This is a genomic window from Allobosea sp. RCC_152_1 (assembly GCF_041360765.1).
Taxonomy (GTDB): Bacteria; Pseudomonadota; Alphaproteobacteria; order Rhizobiales; family Beijerinckiaceae; genus Allobosea; species Allobosea spartocytisi.
This window is the reverse complement of the sequence record NZ_JBFUPU010000007.1, coordinates 126719-142817: the sequence shown is the minus strand read 5'-3', so window position 1 is coordinate 142817 and position 16099 is coordinate 126719. Positions and strand designations below refer to the sequence as shown.

Genomic DNA, 16099 nt, shown 5'->3' with positions numbered 1-16099 from the left:
GTATGGATCGGTGTGCGTCGCAACGGCGTCAGCCGGCCGCCTTCTCGACATAGCGGGCGAGCATCTCGACCTTCATATCCTCCTCGCCGACGAAGCGGCCGCCGCCGAGCCAGACCGACTGCACCGCGTCGGCCTCGTCCCGCACCAGCCTGGCCGGTTCGCCCGGGCTGTTGAAGCCGGAGGCGCGTGTGATGCGGCCGTGATCCGGCGCATCGAGCGTGATTTCGCCGGCGTCGAGGAAGGGGGTGAACAGCGCGGGGTTGGCGATGAGGACGCGGTCGGACACTGGCACCAGATCGCCCGCGCCCCAGATGCACCAGCCCCGGCGATTCCAGTCTTCGGTCCCGGCCGGCGGTGCGCCGCGCTCGGAGAAGGTTTTCAGGATGTGGACGACGCCGTCGAGCCAGGGGTGGGCGAGCCCGTCGATGGCGTTGGTCAGGACGGACACCGTCAGGTTCTGCGCAGGAAAGACGCAGGTGCGGGTGATGAAGCCCTGGAAACCGCCGGAATGGCCGAACCAGCGCCAGGCGCCTTCGCCGCCCGAGATGGTGCCGAGCCCATAATGGCGGCCGAGGCTCGCCTCGTCGTCCGGCCAGAGCCGTCGCGTCATCTCGCGGCGGCTCAAGGGGGTGAGGATGCTGGTTTCAGCCTGCGGCGAGAGCTGGGCGAAATAGCGGGCGACATCGGCGGCGGTGGCGACGAAGCCCGCTGCCGAAACCATGGCCCGGCCGGGATTGTCGCCGGGGATGACGACGCGGTAACCCAGAGGCTGCGTGCCGCTGTGGCCCTTCGCCATCGGCCTATGGCCCCAGAGCTCGATATCGGCCTTGGTTTCGGTGAGGCCGACCTTCGCGACGACCTCGTCGGTGATCCATTCGCTGTAGCTCAGGCCAGTCACGGATTCGATGACGAGGCCGAGCAGGCCGAAGCCGTGGTTCGAGTATTTGAAGCGCTGCGAGGCTGGAAAGACCGGCGGCTCGGCGAGATCGTCGAGGAGTTCGGCCCTGTCGCAATAGGGCTTGCGGTCGAAGAACTGGCCGTTGTCCGGCCCGTCGCGCGTCAGCCCGGCGCTGTTGGAGAGCACCTGGCGGATCGTCACGGCGGCGATTTCGGGGTGCAAGCCGTCGATCAGGGAGCCGACCCTGTCGTCGAGCCGCAGCCGGCCGTCCTCGACGAGGCGCAGGATGCCGGCACCGGTGAAGCTCTTGGAATGGGAGGCGATGCGGAAGCCGTGGCGCGGCGTCAGCGCCTCGCCGGTCACGAGATCGGCGCTGCCGAAGGCGGCCTCGAGCGCGATCTCGCCGCCGTTCGCGACCGCGATGGCCACGCCCGGCTGGTCGTGCAGGCGGCGCTGGAAATCGAGCCAGCTCTCGACATAGGCGAGGGCGGAAGGGAGCCACGGCGTCATGAATGAGATCCGTCCTCGGGATGGGAGAGGCGCATGCTAAGGATCGCAGCCCGGGGTGCAAGCGGGGGGAAGATCGACGGAACGATGCCGGCTTTTGCTTGCCCTGTGCGGCCCGGCGTGGCATCGCTCCCGCCCAATCGAAAGGGACACAGACCGTGGACAAGACAGAACTCGCCAAGCTGCAGGACTATCTGCGCCGGACCTTCAGCAACACCAACATCTCCGTGCGGGCGCGGATGAAGAAGACCGATTCGGCCGAGGTCTATCTGGGTGAGGAATATATCGGCATCATCCATGTCGACGACGAGGACGGCGACCGTTCGTTCAACTTCACCATGGCGATCCTCGACGTCGATCTCGAGGGCTGATCCGCTTCCAGCCTCATCCTGAGGAACAAAAGCGGCTTGCGTCTCGAAGGATGCTCCGGAGGCTCGGAGCTTCCTGAAGCATCCTTCGGGACGCGCTCCTGGAGCGCTCCTCAGGATGGGGAATGGGCGAGCCGGCGCAGGCCCCTTCCGCTCATCGGATCAAACCGTCCAGCGTGCGGCGTACGCCGCCCAGCATCACGGCCCAGTCTGCGATGATGGCGCGTGGGAAGCGGATGTTCACATCCATGCCGCGGTGATGGAAGGTGACGCGGCAGGGCTCGTCGACAAGCCCGCCCACATTGATCGGGCAGCGCGCGGCGAAGCCCCGGCCGTCGGGAACCGAGACATAGAACTCGTCGCCCTCGAAGGGCGAGCCCTTGCGGAAGCCGCGCACCACCAGGCCACCGGGATTCGACCAGACCGTCGGCGTCAGGAAGCGGGCATAGGTGGCGAGCTGGCGCGCGGGCTCGTTGACCTTGTCGGGCGGGCTCAGGGTGATCAGCAGCTTGTAGCGGCTCTGAGACAAGGCCGGGCCGAGGCTCGGCCAGTCCAGCCGCAGGCGGGCCATGCCGACGAGCCGGCTCCTGTCGCGGTCGTCATCGTCGATGCCGGTCAGGTTCCGCGGGATCATCAGCGCCACATCGCCGACGCGGGCCGGTTGCAGCTCCACTGAGGGCTCGTCGCGCCGATGCGTCCAGTAGAGCGCGGTGGCGGTCGCGAGCGCTCCGGCCAGCAGGATCGCGAAGGCCGCCTTCAGCATGGCGCCGTCGGCGCGCGGCAAAGGCCGCGCCGGCCGCTGCAGGCGCATGCGGACCATCGAAGCCAGGGCGGCGCCCTGATGTCCGGGCAGGTGGTGGGGAAGCGACGCGGTCATGTCCGGTGTTCTCGGAACGGGTTGCGTCTTACTGAATCATTGCCGCCTTAACGGAGCGTAAACCATAAGCCGTTCAGCCGGCCGGAGCCTTCCGGAGCTCGCCGGCATTGCCGACGACGCGGTCGCGGCCGAGCCGCTTGGCCTCGTAGAGATGGGCGTCGGCATGGATCAGAAGGTCGCGAACGCTCGCGGCGTCGTCCGGATAGGTCGCGACGCCGATGCTGACCGTCGGAGCGGCGGCGAATTCCCGGGAAAGCGTGCCATGGACCGCGACCCGCATCCGTTCCGCATAGGCGAGGGCCGCGTTGTGCGGCATGTTCTCGCAGAGAATGACGAATTCCTCGCCGCCATAGCGAAAGATCCGGTCCTCGCTGCGGATTTCCGAGCGCAGGCATTCCACAACGCGGCGCAGCACCTCATCGCCGGTGACGTGGCCGTACCGATCGTTGATGCTCTTGAAGTGGTCGACGTCGAGGATCGCGAGGCTGAGCGGCTTTCGCGTGGCGGCAGCGCGCGTCGCCAAAGCGGGGGCGACGGTGTCGAAACGCTCGCGGGTGAGCGCGCCGGTCAGCGCATCATGCCCGCTCTTGCCGAGCAGATCCTCGTATTTGTGCCGATAGGTCAGCTTGTAGAAGATGTCGGCGAGGGGCTGCGGCGCGAGCTCCTGGGTGCTGCGCTCGAACAGCAGGAGGTAGAGGCCCATCAGCGCGCTGTAGACGACAGCCGCGCCCATCTTGGCGACCCAGCCGCCGAAAAGAGCGTCCCAGGGCGTGCCGGTGACCGCGTGGAGACCGGTGAAGAAGCAGATCTGGTCGAAGGTCAGGATCACCGCCAGGGTCAGGCAGGCCCGCAGCATGGTCGAGCGCGGCATCAGGCGGTGCAGCTTCTCGTACAGCAGGATCAGCGCGATCGAATCGATGAAGAGCAGCGTCGTGCCCCAGATCATCAGCGCGCCCATCTGGTCGATCAGCACGAGGTCGGGATTGTAGCCGGGCAGCGCGACCGGCGAGCCGTAGAGGCGCAGTGTCAGCACCAGCGCCACCATCAGGAAATTGCCGACCAGCAGCCCGTAGATCGGCTGGCGGACGGTTTCGGCGTCCTCGCGGATGTAGAACAGCAGGATGATCGCGAGCTTGCCGGAAAACAGCACCGTCGAGCCCGGCGAAAGCAGTCCGAATGGCAACTGGATGAAGAAGACCGCCGCCAGATAGGTCTCGAGGAAATGCATCACGCCGAGCGCGCAGAGAAACGCGCCGAGGCCCATGACATGCCGCAGACGGAACAGGAAGGCCATGACGCCGAAATAGATGAGCGCCTGAGCCAGGAGCAGGGTGATGCCTGACATCGGGAGAATCGCGTGGCTGCCAGCGCGTCTTACGGCATTCTTCCCGCAGGGCGGTCAACGGGGAAGGTCGCATGCCCCGCATTCGGCGGCTGACTGTGCCGCGGAAGGCACTGCGGTCGGCGCCGCTTCCGGCCCCGGTTCCGGGGAGGGGAAGCAGGGCGTAGTGCCGCTCGGCACGGCCACATTAACCATGCCGGTTTACTATCCGGTAAGGCTTTTCTTCACAGTTCGTAAACCATAAGCCAGTGTCCCGCGCATCGCTCCGAGGGGAAGCTGCGCGCCATGACGATCGAACCCGCCACGCTCGAGGCGTTGCAGTCGCTGATCCTCGGTTTTGCCTTCGCCGGCCTTCTCGCAAGCGCTTTCGAGCTGTTCACGGCGCAGCGCGCGGATTTCAAGCTGCTGCAGGCCGGCGGTCTCGCAGCGGTCGCCAGCGTGCCGGTGGTCATCTTCAGCGCGCCGTTCCTGATCCTGCGCAACACGGTTCGCGGCCGCCGGATCGAGGGGCGGCCCTTCCTGTTCGTGATGCTCGCCAGTATGATCGCGGCCGTCTGGAGCATGGCGTCGGGCCGCGTCGTCCTCGACCTGCTGCACGTCCTCGTGGCTTGACGCCAGCCCGCCGGCGCCCTCAAAGCTCGGCATCGACGCATCCTCCGGGAGAATCCGATGCCGCTCTATTCGCTCGATGGAACCAAGCCGGAGACGCCTCCGCAGGGACAATGGTGGCTGGCTCCCGATGCCCATGTGATCGGGCGCGTGAGGCTCGCCGCTGGGGTCGGGATCTGGTTCGGGGCGGTTCTGCGCGGCGACAATGAGTGGATCGAGATCGGCGAGGACAGCAATGTCCAGGAGGGCTGCGTCTTCCATACCGATATGGGCTTTCCGCTTACCGTCGGTCCCCGCTGCACCATCGGCCACCGTGCGATCCTGCATGGCTGCACCATCGGCGAGAATAGCCTGGTCGGCATGGGCGCGACCGTGCTGAACGGCGCGAAGATCGGCCGCAACAGCCTTGTCGGGGCCAATGCGCTGGTGACGGAGGGCAAGGAATTTCCCGACAATTCGCTGATCGTCGGCGCGCCGGCCCGGGCCGTCCGGACGCTCGACGACAAGGCCGCGGCCGGGATCACCGCCTCGGCGCAGGCCTATGCCCGGCGCTGGCGGCAATTCGCGGCGGGGCTCGAGCGGCTGGATTGAGCCGGTCGCCCGTCCGGGGAGCTCCAAAAAGGTCGGGCCGGCTTCCCGTTACGGAAAGCCGGCCCTGGGCGAAACCCGATCTTGGGGACGGGTGGGTGGGGACGTGACCGAGCCTCGCCTTTCCGAATGAGCCGCCCACCGAAGATCCGGGCGGCTCGGTAGATCAGTCTCCGGACCGCCGGGCACGGTGCCCGGCCGTTCCGCTCAGCGCTGGACCGAGGCGACGGTGGGGGTCTGCGCGCCGCCGAGCGAGGTCCAGCCGGTCTGGTACTGGGACTCCCGCTTGACGTAGACGTAGCCGGTCTGGCTCCAGGGCAGGATGGCGTTGCGCTTGTTGTCGAGGATGAAGTCGCCGCGATCGGTGCGGATCATCAGCACGGCGTGTCCGGCATTCTCCTCGTCGATGACCACCGTCACCAGCATGGCACGGCGCGGCAGGCCGGCCTCGGCCAGGCGCTTGCGCTTCAGCAGGACGTAGTCCTCGCAATCACCCTTGCCGTCGGTGGGAATGTCCCAGCGATCGACCACGCCCCAGTGATCCTGGTCGGTGACCGGCTCGATCTCGTGATTGGCGCGGTTGTTGACCGCGACGATGGTCTTCCAGAGCTTGGGCGTCAGCTCGACGCGCTCGGGCTCGCGGGTGTCGAGCCTGCATTCGGAGGGCATGCGCTTGCAGAAATCCGTCCAGGCATAAGGTGCGCGGGCGTCGCCGCTGGCGGAGGCCGGGGCACTCGCCACCGGGATACCCGCGCTCTGCGCTGCGACGCCTGAAGCGCCGGCGATGGCGAAAGCGGCCACGAAGGCGGTGCCGATCAGATTGCGATGAAGAGAAAACATGTCGTCCCCTTTCTGTCCCGGGGAGACGATGCGATCCGGTCGATGGATTTGGTTTGAAGTCGAAACGTACAAATTTATGTATTTCCGCCAGCAACCGCCTCAATGAATATCAGAGCCAATCTTGTTCAAAGTCGAAAGTAACGATTTGTGACGATGGTGAAACTTTCTTTTAACCGTTAATTGTGTGTTACACGGCAACGGCTCGTTAACTTACCTGATTGTTACCAGCGTGGAGAATGGGAGAGAGCGGCTTCGATCGCTGGTTTCCGTGACTCGCGGAGCGCGCCGATCACGCAATGCGCGCGTGGGAACTGCCGGATGCCGGCGGGCTCGCAGGCCGTCCTTCGTTGCGGCCGCAATTCGCGGCCGGACGATCGCGGTGCCGTGCCAGAGCACTGGGAGATGATCGTCGGCTGGGTCCGCCCCGCGAGACGGGCGCCCAATCCGCCTGTGTCAGCCCGGGGCGCCGCGCAGCGGCGAGGCCGCAGCCCGGACCCGGATGCGTGTCATGGAGAAGCGAGAGGCGGAGGGGCCCTTCCGGACCGTTCATCGGTCCGGGGTCCCAGGCTCATTGCCGGGCAATGTCCCGAAATGGCGGTGGCCCGGACACGCGTCGTCGCGGGAGGGGCGGCCGGTGGCCTGCCGTCAGAGCTCGAGATTCTCGTCGAGCAGGTCGGCGGAGAGCGGGAAGCTGAACTCGACGGCATAGCCGCCGTCGAACCGGCGCACGATCCGGCCCGGCGTCGTGCCGAGCCGCACGGGTGTGCCCGTCGGCAGGTCGAGATCACTGGAGATCGCGGCGCCGGAGAGCGAGATGTCGATGACGCGGACGGGATGCTCGGAGCCGTCGCTCATCGTCAGCATCGAGCGCGGATTGCGCGGAACGATGCGTTCGTGCCGGCGATCTTCCGGCAGGCCGAGCTCCTCGCGATTGGCGAGCCAGGTGAGCTGGGCGGTGAATTTCTCGCGCTTGCGGCTGGTCGCGGTGATCGTCATCGCGAACCCTTCCATCGTGGTCCGCACGCAAGTGCCCTCGATCCGACCGAGATGCTCGAGATAGACGATGACGCGCTCTCCCGGCGCGGCCTTGGCCGGCGCGGCGAGATGAACGCCGCCCGGCGAGATGTCGATCGTCTGGCAGGGATATTCCATCCGGTTGGGCAGCATATAACGGCCCAGCAGCACCACCTTCATCCGGTGATGCCTCCTGCGTTCGACCGGAACGGTCGCCGCCCGGGGCGTTTGGAGCGCGCTCAACATCAATGGACCAGCCTGGATTCGGGGCCGATCCTAGGCAGGAACGGTTAACGGAAGGTCAAGGTCAGGCGCGTCCGCCGGGCAGGACGACGAGGCGCGGCGGGGCGGAACGTTGCCGCTCAGCCGGGGCGGGGCGCGCGGACGTGGTGGGCCAGAGCATGCGCAGCGAGATCATCCGCATGGCGACCACGGTGTCGAGGCCGAGCCAATCCGGGGTGAGGGCGGGCGAAAGCGCGCCCAGGACCCGCGCATGGGTGCGGCCGCGATAGCGCAGCGGCAGCAGCAGCAGCTCCAGATAGATCGGCGCGCCGGTGCTGGTTTCGCCGGAAAGGCCGGCGACGGCACCGGCCGTCTCGTCCATCACCGTCTGGACCAGGCGGCGCATGTCGCCCTGCGCCTCGACCTCGGGCCAGATCGCGGCGAAGGGGCGGCCGCGCAATTCATGGCCGATCAGCGCGCAAAGCCGCGTGCCGGCCAGGCGGAAGACCGGGCCGATCGGCTCGTTCTCGAGAATGAACGTGTCCGCCAACGCATGGCGCAACGCTCCGGGTTCGATCTCGCCACGTTCGGGCGCCGCCCGCTCACCGCGCAGCGCGTCCCAGTAGTCGAAGACCAGACGTGTGCTCGTGTTTTTCATTCTGCGCCCATTCAGCGGTTGATCCGATCGGGGAATCGCGCGTCCAGCGATGACGCAGATCCGTCCGAAAGGGGGACGAGTCGGTCCCTGATAGGATCGAGGACGCACCCGCCATGCCGTCTTGCCATCCCGGGGTGAGTCGGGGGAGGCGCCGGGGCGGTTAGGGTTAACGAAGTCTTATCTTTGTGGAAGATGCCTAGAATGCGTATCAAATGCCATCGAATTCGCGGGCGGCAAGCCGCCGACGCAAACCGGGGTGGAGGGGGCGTGACACGTCGTCCGGCTGGTCCGGATGACGGCACAGCCGGCGGAAAAGGGGAGGGCGTCATGCCGCTCCCCTTTTTCGTGCGTGGATAAGGCCGGCACGCCTTGCGCGAGCCTGCCGCTTCGGCAAGTGTTGCGGCGCAATGGCTTCCCACGATCCCCGCCCGCCGGCGCGCGAGCCCGCCTTCAACCTGCCGTCCGTGATCGTCCAGCTCCTGGCGGTGCTGGCGCTGATCCAGGCCGGCCGCAGCCTGCTCTCGGACGAGAACGACTATCTGCTGATGTCGTGGCTGGCCTTCGTGCCGGCGCGGCTGACGCTGTGGCTGTCACCCGACAGGCTTGACGACGTCGTCGGGGCGCTGGCGCAATCGACCGTCGGGCAGGATGTCGGCGATCGGCTGCAGCTCGCCCGCCTCCTGCTGGCGGATGGCGGCGTCCGGCTCTGGACGCTGCTGACCTATGGCTTCCTGCACGGCTCCTGGCTGCATCTGGCCTCGAACGGCCTGTGGCTCGCTGCCTTCGGCAGCCCGGTGGCGCGACGGCTCGGACCTGGCCGCTTCCTCAATCTCCTGGCGCTGTCCACGATTGGCGGCGCGCTGCTGCACTGGTGGTCGCGCGATCTCGACCTGCTGCCGCTGGTCGGCGCCTCGGCGGGAATCTCGGGGGCGACGGCGGCCGCGATCCGCTTCGTCTTCGCGCCGGGCCTGCGCTTCGGCGAGCTCGGCAATGACGAGGTGGTGAAAGCGATCCCGGCCGAACCGCTCGGGCAGCTCTGGCGCAATTCGCGCGCCGTGCTGTTCACCGGCATCTGGTTCGTGACGAACATCCTGTTCGGCGCCGGGCTCGTGCCGATCTTCGGCGAGGCGACCAGCATCGCCTGGGAAGCGCATATCGGCGGCTTCCTCGTCGGGCTCCTGCTGTTCCCGCTGCTCGACCGTGGGCAGAAACGCAGCTGAACGGGCGCTCGCGCGCCTTGCCTGCGCCGCGGTCTTACCCCACACTCCCTGTCATTGCGAAGCACTCCTCGAGCCTGCCCGGCATCGTGAGTCCGCCGGCAGCCGTGGAGCGGCAGCGGAACCACGCGCCGGCCAACGGCGCGTCAGCAGGAGGAGCCTTCGATGAATGTCGAGCAGTTGCTGAGCGGCAAGGGCCGGGAGGTCATTTCGGTGCAGCCGCACCGGACCCTGGCGGAAGCGGTTCGCGTCCTGAGCGAGCGGCGAATCGGCGCCGTCGTGGTCATGGGCGCGGATGGCACGCTCGTCGGCATCCTGTCCGAGCGCGACATCGTCCGGGCGCTCGGTAAGGAAGGCGCTGCCGCGCTTGAGAGCGCGGTTTCGCGGGCGATGACCGCGAAGGTGGTGACCTGCCGCCCGCAGACCAGCGTCGACGAGCTGATGGAGATCATGACGACCGGGCGCTTCCGCCATGTGCCGGTCATCGAGAACGGCCGCGTCGCCGGCATCGTCTCGATCGGCGACGTGGTGAAGCATCGCGTCGCGGCGATCGAGGCCGAAAGCAAGGCGATGCGCGACTATATCGCGATGGCCTGAGCCAGAGCATTTTCGCGCGAAGCGGGTACCGGTTCGCGCGAAGACAATGCGGAAAACAATGTCCTAGCCGCCGACCGGGATATGGTTGGCGGCGACGACGGTCGCGATCTCGTCAAGGGCGCGGCGGGTCGCCACCCGGCCGAGTTCGATCGTTTCGTCGGCGCGGTGGAAGTCGAACAGGCCGACGCGGCCGAGGCGCGGGCCGATCATCACATCGGGCGGGTCGCCGGCGAGGCGCGAGCGCGAAATCCGGTCCTGCGTGATGTTGAAGGCGTCGATCATGACGCCGGCGAGGCCCGGACGGTTTTCGCTGGGGCGGCCGACGAGGTTGCGGACGCGCTTGGCCGCGACGGTAATGCCGTCGAACCAGCGCTGCGGGGGACGAAGCTCCCGCTCCGGCACAGTCTCTTCGGGTTCGGGGTCAGGGTCCGAGGCGTAGTTCTGGATCACCGTGCCGCGGCCGGCGAGGTCGTTGTTGAGGTTGACGCAGATCACGATGTCGGCGCCGAGCGCGCGGGCGGCGGTGACGGGCACCGGGTTGACCAGCGCGCCGTCCATCAGCCAGCGACCGCCGAGCTTCACCGGGTCGAAGATGCCGGGCAGGGCATAGGAGGCCCGCAGCGCCTCGATCAGCGGGCCGTGCGTCAGCCAGATCTCGTGGCCGGTGCCGAGTTCGGTCGCGATGGCGACGAAGCGTTGCTGAAGTTCCTCGATCCGCAGGCCCACGAGATCGCGCTCGAGCAGGCGCTTCAGCCGGCTGCCGGCGATCAGTCCGGCGCCACCGATGTGGAAATCCATCAGCCCGACGACGCGCCGCTTGGTGAGGCCGGTCGCGAATTCACTGAGCTGGGAGAGCCTGCCGGCGGCGTAGCAGCCGCCCACCACCGCTCCGATCGAGGTTCCGGCGATGACCTCCGGCGCGTAGCCCGCCTCGATCAGCACCTCCAGCGCGCCGATATGCGCCCAGCCGCGCGCCGCGCCGCCGCCGAGCGCCAGGCCAATCTTCGGCTTGCGCTTCCCGTTTCGCTCGGGCGCAGACGGCATTTCGTTCATGATGTTCCCACCTCCGCCGAGGCCGAAGGCTCTTCGCGCGGTGTTGTCCCACAACATGGATCCGTCCCTCCGCTGAAGGTCAGAATCCCAGAATGCGATGAGCGAAACGTGAACGGCATCTCGTCAGCGCATTATCCGCCGGATTTGACGGAATGGTGAAGGCGGTCCGAGGCAGGGCAGCCCCGCCTTCGGCTCACGCGAAGACGAGCGGCCCGCCGGCCTCGGCCCGCAGCGGCTGCGCGCGATAGAAGCAGGAATGGCGGCCGGTATGGCAGCAGCCGCCGTCGCCCGCGACGTTCACCTTGAGCCAGATCGCGTCCTGGTCGCAGTCGACGCGCATCTCGACAATGCTCTGGATCTGGCCGGAGGTCGCGCCCTTGTGCCAGAGTTCGTTGCGCGAGCGCGACCAGTACCAGGCCTCGCCGGTCTCGATCGAACGCCCGAGCGCCTCGGCATTCATATGCGCGACCATGAGCAGTTCGCCGGTCTTGGCGTCCGTCGTGACGCAGGTGACGAGGCCGTTCGCGTCGAAGCGCGGGCTCAGCACCGTACCCTCCTCGAGGGCGTGCTTGTCGGCCGGGGCAGGGAAGAGGCTCATGGCGACTCCGATGGGAGAGATCGTCTTATGACGTGGAACCCCGCCGTCATTCTCGGGCGAAGCGAAGCGTAGACCCGGGAATCTCCGGGGAGAGATGCTCGGATCAAGCCCGAGCATGACATGGGGTTCAGGGGCGAATGCTCCGGCTCGTCGAAGGATCCGGACCTACAGACCCGCCGATTTCACCATGGTGAAGAAGCGCACCTGCTCGGCCGGGTCGTCGCGGAAGAGGCCGCGATACTGCGTCGTCATCGTCGAGGAGCCCTGCTTCTGCACGCCGCGCATCGACATGCACATATGCTCGGCCTCGATGAGCACGGCGATGCCGCGCGGCTTCAGCGCCTCCTCGATGACGTCGGCGATCTGGGCGGTCATCGCCTCCTGCGTCTGCAGGCGGCGCGCATAGAGATCGACGATGCGGGCAAGCTTGGACAGCCCTACCACGCCCTGCGAAGGGTAGTAGCCGATATGCGCCTTGCCGACGAAGGGCACCATGTGGTGCTCGCAATGCGAATAGAACGGGATGTCGCGCACGAGGACCATGTCCTGGTAGCCGTCGACCTCCTCGAAGACACGGTCGAGGATCGCGTGGGGATCCTCGCCATAGCCCTTGTATAATTCCTTATAGGCTTTGACGACGCGTTGTGGCGTCTCGGCCAGCCCCTCGCGCGACGGATCGTCGCCGGCCCAGAGAATGAGCGTGCGGACAGCGGCCTCCGCTTCCTCCTGCGTCGGCTTGCCGACCAGGAACTTGTCTGCGGAGGGGGTGACGGCCCGCTCGACGGACAAGGACTTAACCACAGGGATCATGTGGTGCCTCCCGTTGGATCAAATGGCGCCGCGCGATCCAGGCCTTGCGGCCGCGGGCCGCGAGGCCGTTGCGACAAGTTCCCCCACTGCGGGCGGTGAGGCTCCAATGCCCTCCCGTTCGCGGCGGATCAACCCTATATTGTGTCCCGGTGCGGGCCCTTCCAGACCCGCGAGAGATTGAGCCATGCTGGACGAAGTCTACAACAAGCGCATTCTCGCGCTTGCCGCCAACATCCCCCTGCTCGAGCGGCTGCCATCTCCCGATGCCACCGCCAGGGCCCATTCGAAGCTATGCGGCTCGACAGTGACAGTCGATGTCACCATGGAAGGCGACGTCGTCACCGGCTTCGGCCATGAGGTCAAGGCCTGCGCGCTCGGCCAGGCGTCGTCCTCGATCATGGCCCGCCATGTCGTCGGCTCGACGGCAGACGAGCTGCGCCGGGTTCGGGAGCAGGCGCGGGCGATCCTCAAGGAGAATGCCGAGCCGCCGGAGGGCAAATGGGCTGATCTCGCCGTGCTGGTTCCGGTGCGCGACTACAAGGCCCGGCACGCCTCGACCATGCTGACCTTCGATGCGGTGGTCGACGCCATCGGCCAGATCGAGGCGAAGCGCAAAGACGCGGCAGCCTGATTACTTCAGGCCGAGCGCCACGCGGATTTCCGGCACCGTCTCGTCGAAGCGGGCCTTGAAGGCACGGTCGGCCAGCAGGGCCTTGGCGACGGCGCGGCCGACCTTGTCGCCGGCGACGAGGTCGCTCTCGTAATGGAAGCCGCAGACGAGACGACTTTCGCCATAGCTCTTGACCCGTTCCTCCAGCTTCTCGCCAAGTTCGGGGACGGCGGTCTTGAGCAGTTCGGCATAGAGGGCGGCGGTGGCCGCATGTGCCGAGGGGAAGGAGGTGCCTTCCGGCCGGGCGCCCGGGCAGGGCTTGATGCGGACCTTGTTCCAGACGCTGAAGGGGCGCGGCCGGCTGGTCAGGCGATGGACGCTCTTCAGCAGGATCGAGAGTTCGATCTGCGCCTCGCGGAACAGCAGCCGGACCTCGCGATGGGTGTTGTCGACATAGCTGTTGTCGATGCCGTCGAGGAAGTTGACAAGCGCCTGGCGCTGGTCGGCGATGGCGGCCTTCTCGCGCTCGGGCGTGCGGGCCTGCGAGATCTCCAGCACATGCTCGAATTCGGCCTTCGCCTCAGGCGAGTTCTGGGCCGGCGGCAGGCCGGCGATCTTGGCGATGTCGATCTTGGCGCCGTCGAGCCAGAGCAGATAGGCGCGCTGCTGAGCATCGGCGGCCGTGGCGAGGCCAAGACCGAGAAGGAGGCCGCAACCGGCCAGGGCATGGCGAAAATGTTTGGCGCGCATCATGTTATGAAATCGATCAAGGAAAGCGGTTCTGGTGGCGGATCGGCAAAACGAAGCAGACGAGCTATTTCAGCGTCTTTTTGTTAAACAAAGATGTTCGCTGTTGCACAAGGTCATCTATTGGCCGCGTAAGGCTGCACATATCGCGATTCGCGGCTATCAGCTCAGCTTTTCGATGCTGGTCGGCCGCCATTGCCGGCATTGGCCGAGCTGCTCGGCCTATACCGACGAGGCGATCCAGCGTTTCGGCCTGTGGCGCGGCGGCTGGATCGGGTTCGCGCGCATCTGCCGCTGCAACCCTTACGGCACCAGCGGCATCGATATGGTCTGCGAGGAATTGCCGCCGCGCTCGTCCTGGTATAGGCCGTGGTCCTATGGCCGCTGGCGCGGGACGAACGTGCCGGCGGCTATCGATTCCGGCGCCGATCCGGCTGCGGGCGACGGAACGTAAATCTCACATTCGTAGCCGGTCTGACTTACGGGGTTCGTATCCCCGAGTGAGCAGGAGCGCGATCGATGACGATCTCCCTGACATTTCCCGACGGCGCCAAGCGCGAGTTCCCCTCCGGCATCACCGGGGTCGAGATCGCCAAGGGCATTTCCCCCTCCCTCCTGAAGCGCACCGTCGCCATGGCGCTCGACGGCACGGTCGTCGACCTCGCCGACCCGATCGAGCGCGACGCCAGGATCGAGTTCCTGAACCGGGAAGACCCGCGTTCGCTGGAGCTGATCCGGCACGATACCGCCCACGTCCTCGCCGAAGCCGTGCAGGAGCTCTTTCCCGGCACGCAGGTGACGATCGGCCCCGTCATCGAGAACGGGTTCTTCTACGACTTCGCCCGCAACGAGCCCTTCACGCCTGAGGACTTCCCGGCGATCGAGAAGAAGATGCGCGAGATCATCGCGCGCGACAAACCCTTCACCAAGGAAGTCTGGAGCCGCGACAAGGCCAAGGATTTCTTCGCCAACAAGGGCGAGGCCTACAAGGTCGAGCTGGTCGATGCGATCCCCGCCGACCAGACGCTCAAGATGTACGCGCAGGGCGACTGGATCGATCTCTGCCGCGGCCCGCACATGACCTCGGTCGGCAAGGTCGGCAATGCCTTCAAGCTGATGAAGGTGGCCGGCGCCTATTGGCGCGGCGACTCGAACAACGCGATGCTGACGCGCATCTACGGCACCGCCTTCGCCAAGCAGGAGGAGCTCGACGCCTATCTCAAGCAGCTCGAGGAGGCGGAGAAGCGCGACCACCGCAAGCTCGGCCGGGAGATGGACCTGTTCCATTTCCAGGAGGAGGGGCCGGGCGTCGTGTTCTGGCACTCCAAGGGCTGGCGGATGTTCCAGGAGATCATCGCCTATATGCGCCGGCGCCTCGCCGCCGACTATGAGGAGGTGAATGCGCCGCAGATCCTCGACAAGTCGCTCTGGGAGACCTCGGGCCATTGGGGTTGGTACCAGGACAACATGTTCGCGGTGAAGTCTGCCTCGGCCTTCGAGAATCCGGAGGACAAGGAGCGCGACCACAAGGTCTTCGCGCTGAAGCCGATGAACTGCCCCGGCCATGTCCAGATCTTCAAGCATGGGCTGAAGAGCTATCGCGACCTGCCGATCCGGCTGGCCGAGTTCGGGGCGGTGCATCGCTACGAGCCGTCGGGCGCGCTGCACGGGCTGATGCGCGTGCGCGGCTTCACGCAGGACGATGCGCATATCTTCTGCACGGAGGATCAGCTCGCCGCCGAATGTCTGAAGATCAATGACCTGATCCTCTCGGTCTACGAGGATTTCGGCTTTACCGACGATCTCGTCATCAAGCTCTCGACGCGGCCCGAGAAGCGCGTCGGCTCCGATGCGGTCTGGGACCATGCCGAAGAGGTGATGGGCAAGGTGCTCGAACGGATCGCGGAGCAGTCCGGCAACCGGATCAAGACCGAGATCAATCCGGGCGAGGGCGCCTTCTACGGGCCGAAATTCGAGTATGTGCTGCGCGACGCCATCGGCCGCGACTGGCAATGCGGCACGACGCAGGTCGACTTCAACCTGCCGGAGCGTTTCGGCGCCTTCTATATCGGCGCCGATGGCGAGAAGAAGCAGCCGGTCATGGTCCACCGCGCCATTTGCGGCTCGCTGGAGCGCTTCACCGGCATCCTGATCGAGCACCATGCCGGGCATTTCCCGCTCTGGCTGGCGCCCGAGCAGGTCATCGTCGCGCCGATCACCTCGGATGCCGACGGTTATGCCGAGGAGGTGACGATGGCCTTGCTGGGCGAGGGCCTGCGCGCCCGCGCCGACCTGCGCAACGAGAAGATCTCGTACAAGGTGCGCGAGCATTCGCTTGCCAAGGTCCCGGTCATTATCGCCGTGGGCAAGCGCGAGGCGGAGGAGAAGACCGTGACGCTCCGCCGCCTCGGCAGCCAGGCGCAGACGGTGATGCCGTTGTCGGAGGCGATCGCCGTCTTGACGCAGGAAGCGCTGGCGCCGGATCTGGTGCGCAGGCAAAAGGCGCGGGCGGCCTGAGGCATTCTCGTCATGCTCGGGCTTGAC

18 protein-coding genes are annotated in these 16099 nt (G+C 66.6%); 8 read left to right on the top strand and 10 right to left on the bottom strand.

Translation table 11 applies throughout. The features are described 5' to 3' along the window. Positions 1–28: 28 nt before the first annotated feature. Positions 29–1408: a serine hydrolase domain-containing protein gene (locus tag AB6806_RS21980; RefSeq protein WP_370955560.1), complete on the bottom strand. Its 1380-nt coding sequence runs from the start codon at positions 1406–1408 to the stop codon at positions 29–31. Between the two features lie 155 nt (positions 1409–1563). Here AB6806_RS21980 and AB6806_RS21975 point away from each other — a divergent pair, with 155 nt between their 5' ends. Further along, on the top strand, positions 1564–1776 hold the full coding sequence (locus AB6806_RS21975; protein WP_038358447.1) for a DUF3126 family protein: 213 nt from the start codon (positions 1564–1566) through the stop codon (positions 1774–1776). Positions 1777–1927: 151 nt separating this feature from the next. Here AB6806_RS21975 and AB6806_RS21970 read toward each other — a convergent pair whose 3' ends face one another. Continuing rightward, positions 1928–2650 (bottom strand): hypothetical protein, encoded by a 723-nt coding sequence (locus AB6806_RS21970; protein ID WP_370955559.1) that lies wholly within the window; start codon positions 2648–2650, stop codon positions 1928–1930. 73 nt (positions 2651–2723) lie between these two features. Further along, positions 2724–3995 carry a GGDEF domain-containing protein gene (locus tag AB6806_RS21965; protein WP_191125654.1) on the bottom strand — a complete coding sequence of 424 codons (1272 nt, stop codon included), beginning with the start codon at positions 3993–3995 and terminating at the stop codon, positions 2724–2726. Between the two features lie 282 nt (positions 3996–4277). Here AB6806_RS21965 and AB6806_RS21960 point away from each other — a divergent pair, with 282 nt between their 5' ends. After that, positions 4278–4604, top strand: coding sequence for a DUF6949 family protein (locus AB6806_RS21960; RefSeq protein ID WP_038358441.1), 327 nt, complete (start codon positions 4278–4280; stop codon positions 4602–4604). 57 nt (positions 4605–4661) lie between these two features. Continuing rightward, positions 4662–5192 (top strand): gamma carbonic anhydrase family protein, encoded by a 531-nt coding sequence (locus AB6806_RS21955; protein WP_038358438.1) that lies wholly within the window; start codon positions 4662–4664, stop codon positions 5190–5192. Positions 5193–5396: 204 nt separating this feature from the next. On the opposite strand, the gene AB6806_RS21950 is transcribed toward AB6806_RS21955, so the two are convergent. From AB6806_RS21950 to AB6806_RS21940, 3 genes are all read right to left on the bottom strand, one after another. Continuing rightward, positions 5397–6029 (bottom strand): transglutaminase-like cysteine peptidase, encoded by a 633-nt coding sequence (locus AB6806_RS21950; protein WP_112764578.1) that lies wholly within the window; start codon positions 6027–6029, stop codon positions 5397–5399. Positions 6030–6674: 645 nt separating this feature from the next. Next, positions 6675–7289 carry a PilZ domain-containing protein gene (locus AB6806_RS21945; RefSeq protein ID WP_038358437.1) on the bottom strand — a complete coding sequence of 205 codons (615 nt, stop codon included), beginning with the start codon at positions 7287–7289 and terminating at the stop codon, positions 6675–6677. A 61-nt stretch (positions 7290–7350) separates the two neighbouring features. Continuing rightward, positions 7351–7923 (bottom strand): PAS domain-containing protein, encoded by a 573-nt coding sequence (locus AB6806_RS21940; protein ID WP_038358436.1) that lies wholly within the window; start codon positions 7921–7923, stop codon positions 7351–7353. Positions 7924–8330: 407 nt separating this feature from the next. Between AB6806_RS21940 and AB6806_RS21935 the strand changes: the two genes are divergently transcribed. Together AB6806_RS21935 and AB6806_RS21930 are read left to right on the top strand one after the other, a co-directional pair. Further along, entirely contained in the window at positions 8331–9143 is an 813-nt protein-coding gene (locus AB6806_RS21935) for a rhomboid family intramembrane serine protease (RefSeq protein WP_112764579.1), read from the top strand. Between the two features lie 162 nt (positions 9144–9305). Next, positions 9306–9737 carry a CBS domain-containing protein gene (locus tag AB6806_RS21930; RefSeq protein ID WP_038358434.1) on the top strand — a complete coding sequence of 144 codons (432 nt, stop codon included), beginning with the start codon at positions 9306–9308 and terminating at the stop codon, positions 9735–9737. Between the two features lie 63 nt (positions 9738–9800). Here the strand turns inward: AB6806_RS21930 and AB6806_RS21925 are convergent, their stop codons facing one another. From AB6806_RS21925 to folE, 3 genes are all read right to left on the bottom strand, one after another. Next, a complete protein-coding gene (locus AB6806_RS21925) occupies positions 9801–10790 on the bottom strand; it encodes a patatin-like phospholipase family protein (RefSeq protein ID WP_248311079.1) in 990 nt (329 codons plus the stop codon). A 193-nt stretch (positions 10791–10983) separates the two neighbouring features. Then, positions 10984–11388: a phosphoribosyl-AMP cyclohydrolase gene (gene hisI / locus AB6806_RS21920; protein ID WP_142022537.1), complete on the bottom strand. Its 405-nt coding sequence runs from the start codon at positions 11386–11388 to the stop codon at positions 10984–10986. Between the two features lie 165 nt (positions 11389–11553). After that, positions 11554–12198 (bottom strand): GTP cyclohydrolase I FolE, encoded by a 645-nt coding sequence (folE, locus tag AB6806_RS21915; RefSeq protein WP_142022538.1) that lies wholly within the window; start codon positions 12196–12198, stop codon positions 11554–11556. Positions 12199–12382: 184 nt separating this feature from the next. Between folE and AB6806_RS21910 the strand changes: the two genes are divergently transcribed. Continuing rightward, entirely contained in the window at positions 12383–12829 is a 447-nt protein-coding gene (locus AB6806_RS21910; protein ID WP_112764581.1) for an iron-sulfur cluster assembly scaffold protein, read from the top strand. Here AB6806_RS21910 and AB6806_RS21905 read toward each other — a convergent pair whose 3' ends face one another. After that, on the bottom strand, positions 12830–13561 hold the full coding sequence (locus AB6806_RS21905; protein WP_112764582.1) for a phosphatase PAP2 family protein: 732 nt from the start codon (positions 13559–13561) through the stop codon (positions 12830–12832). A 112-nt stretch (positions 13562–13673) separates the two neighbouring features. Here AB6806_RS21905 and yidD point away from each other — a divergent pair, with 112 nt between their 5' ends. Next, on the top strand, positions 13674–14009 hold the full coding sequence (yidD, locus tag AB6806_RS21900) for a membrane protein insertion efficiency factor YidD (RefSeq protein WP_112764638.1): 336 nt from the start codon (positions 13674–13676) through the stop codon (positions 14007–14009). Between the two features lie 65 nt (positions 14010–14074). Beyond that, positions 14075–16072: a threonine--tRNA ligase gene (gene thrS / locus AB6806_RS21895; protein WP_142022539.1), complete on the top strand. Its 1998-nt coding sequence runs from the start codon at positions 14075–14077 to the stop codon at positions 16070–16072. Positions 16073–16099: the final 27 nt, after the last annotated feature.

Bases quoted from the DNA above. Each gene is read 5' to 3' on its own strand.
- AB6806_RS21980 (WP_370955560.1), bottom strand. From the start codon at position 1,408: ATGACGCCGTGGCTCCCTTCCGCCCTCGCCTATGTCGAGAGCTGGCTC.
- AB6806_RS21970 (WP_370955559.1), bottom strand. From the start codon at position 2,650: ATGACCGCGTCGCTTCCCCACCACCTGCCCGGACATCAGGGCGCCGCC.
- AB6806_RS21965 (WP_191125654.1), bottom strand. From the start codon at position 3,995: ATGTCAGGCATCACCCTGCTCCTGGCTCAGGCGCTCATCTATTTCGGC.
- AB6806_RS21960 (WP_038358441.1), top strand. From the start codon at position 4,278: ATGACGATCGAACCCGCCACGCTCGAGGCGTTGCAGTCGCTGATCCTC.
- AB6806_RS21955 (WP_038358438.1), top strand. From the start codon at position 4,662: ATGCCGCTCTATTCGCTCGATGGAACCAAGCCGGAGACGCCTCCGCAG.
- AB6806_RS21950 (WP_112764578.1), bottom strand. From the start codon at position 6,029: ATGTTTTCTCTTCATCGCAATCTGATCGGCACCGCCTTCGTGGCCGCT.
- AB6806_RS21945 (WP_038358437.1), bottom strand. From the start codon at position 7,289: ATGTTGAGCGCGCTCCAAACGCCCCGGGCGGCGACCGTTCCGGTCGAA.
- AB6806_RS21940 (WP_038358436.1), bottom strand. From the start codon at position 7,923: ATGAAAAACACGAGCACACGTCTGGTCTTCGACTACTGGGACGCGCTG.
- AB6806_RS21935 (WP_112764579.1), top strand. From the start codon at position 8,331: ATGGCTTCCCACGATCCCCGCCCGCCGGCGCGCGAGCCCGCCTTCAAC.
- AB6806_RS21930 (WP_038358434.1), top strand. From the start codon at position 9,306: ATGAATGTCGAGCAGTTGCTGAGCGGCAAGGGCCGGGAGGTCATTTCG.
- AB6806_RS21925 (WP_248311079.1), bottom strand. From the start codon at position 10,790: ATGAACGAAATGCCGTCTGCGCCCGAGCGAAACGGGAAGCGCAAGCCG.
- hisI (WP_142022537.1), bottom strand. From the start codon at position 11,388: ATGAGCCTCTTCCCTGCCCCGGCCGACAAGCACGCCCTCGAGGAGGGT.
- folE (WP_142022538.1), bottom strand. From the start codon at position 12,198: ATGATCCCTGTGGTTAAGTCCTTGTCCGTCGAGCGGGCCGTCACCCCC.
- AB6806_RS21910 (WP_112764581.1), top strand. From the start codon at position 12,383: ATGCTGGACGAAGTCTACAACAAGCGCATTCTCGCGCTTGCCGCCAAC.
- AB6806_RS21905 (WP_112764582.1), bottom strand. From the start codon at position 13,561: ATGATGCGCGCCAAACATTTTCGCCATGCCCTGGCCGGTTGCGGCCTC.
- thrS (WP_142022539.1), top strand. From the start codon at position 14,075: ATGACGATCTCCCTGACATTTCCCGACGGCGCCAAGCGCGAGTTCCCC.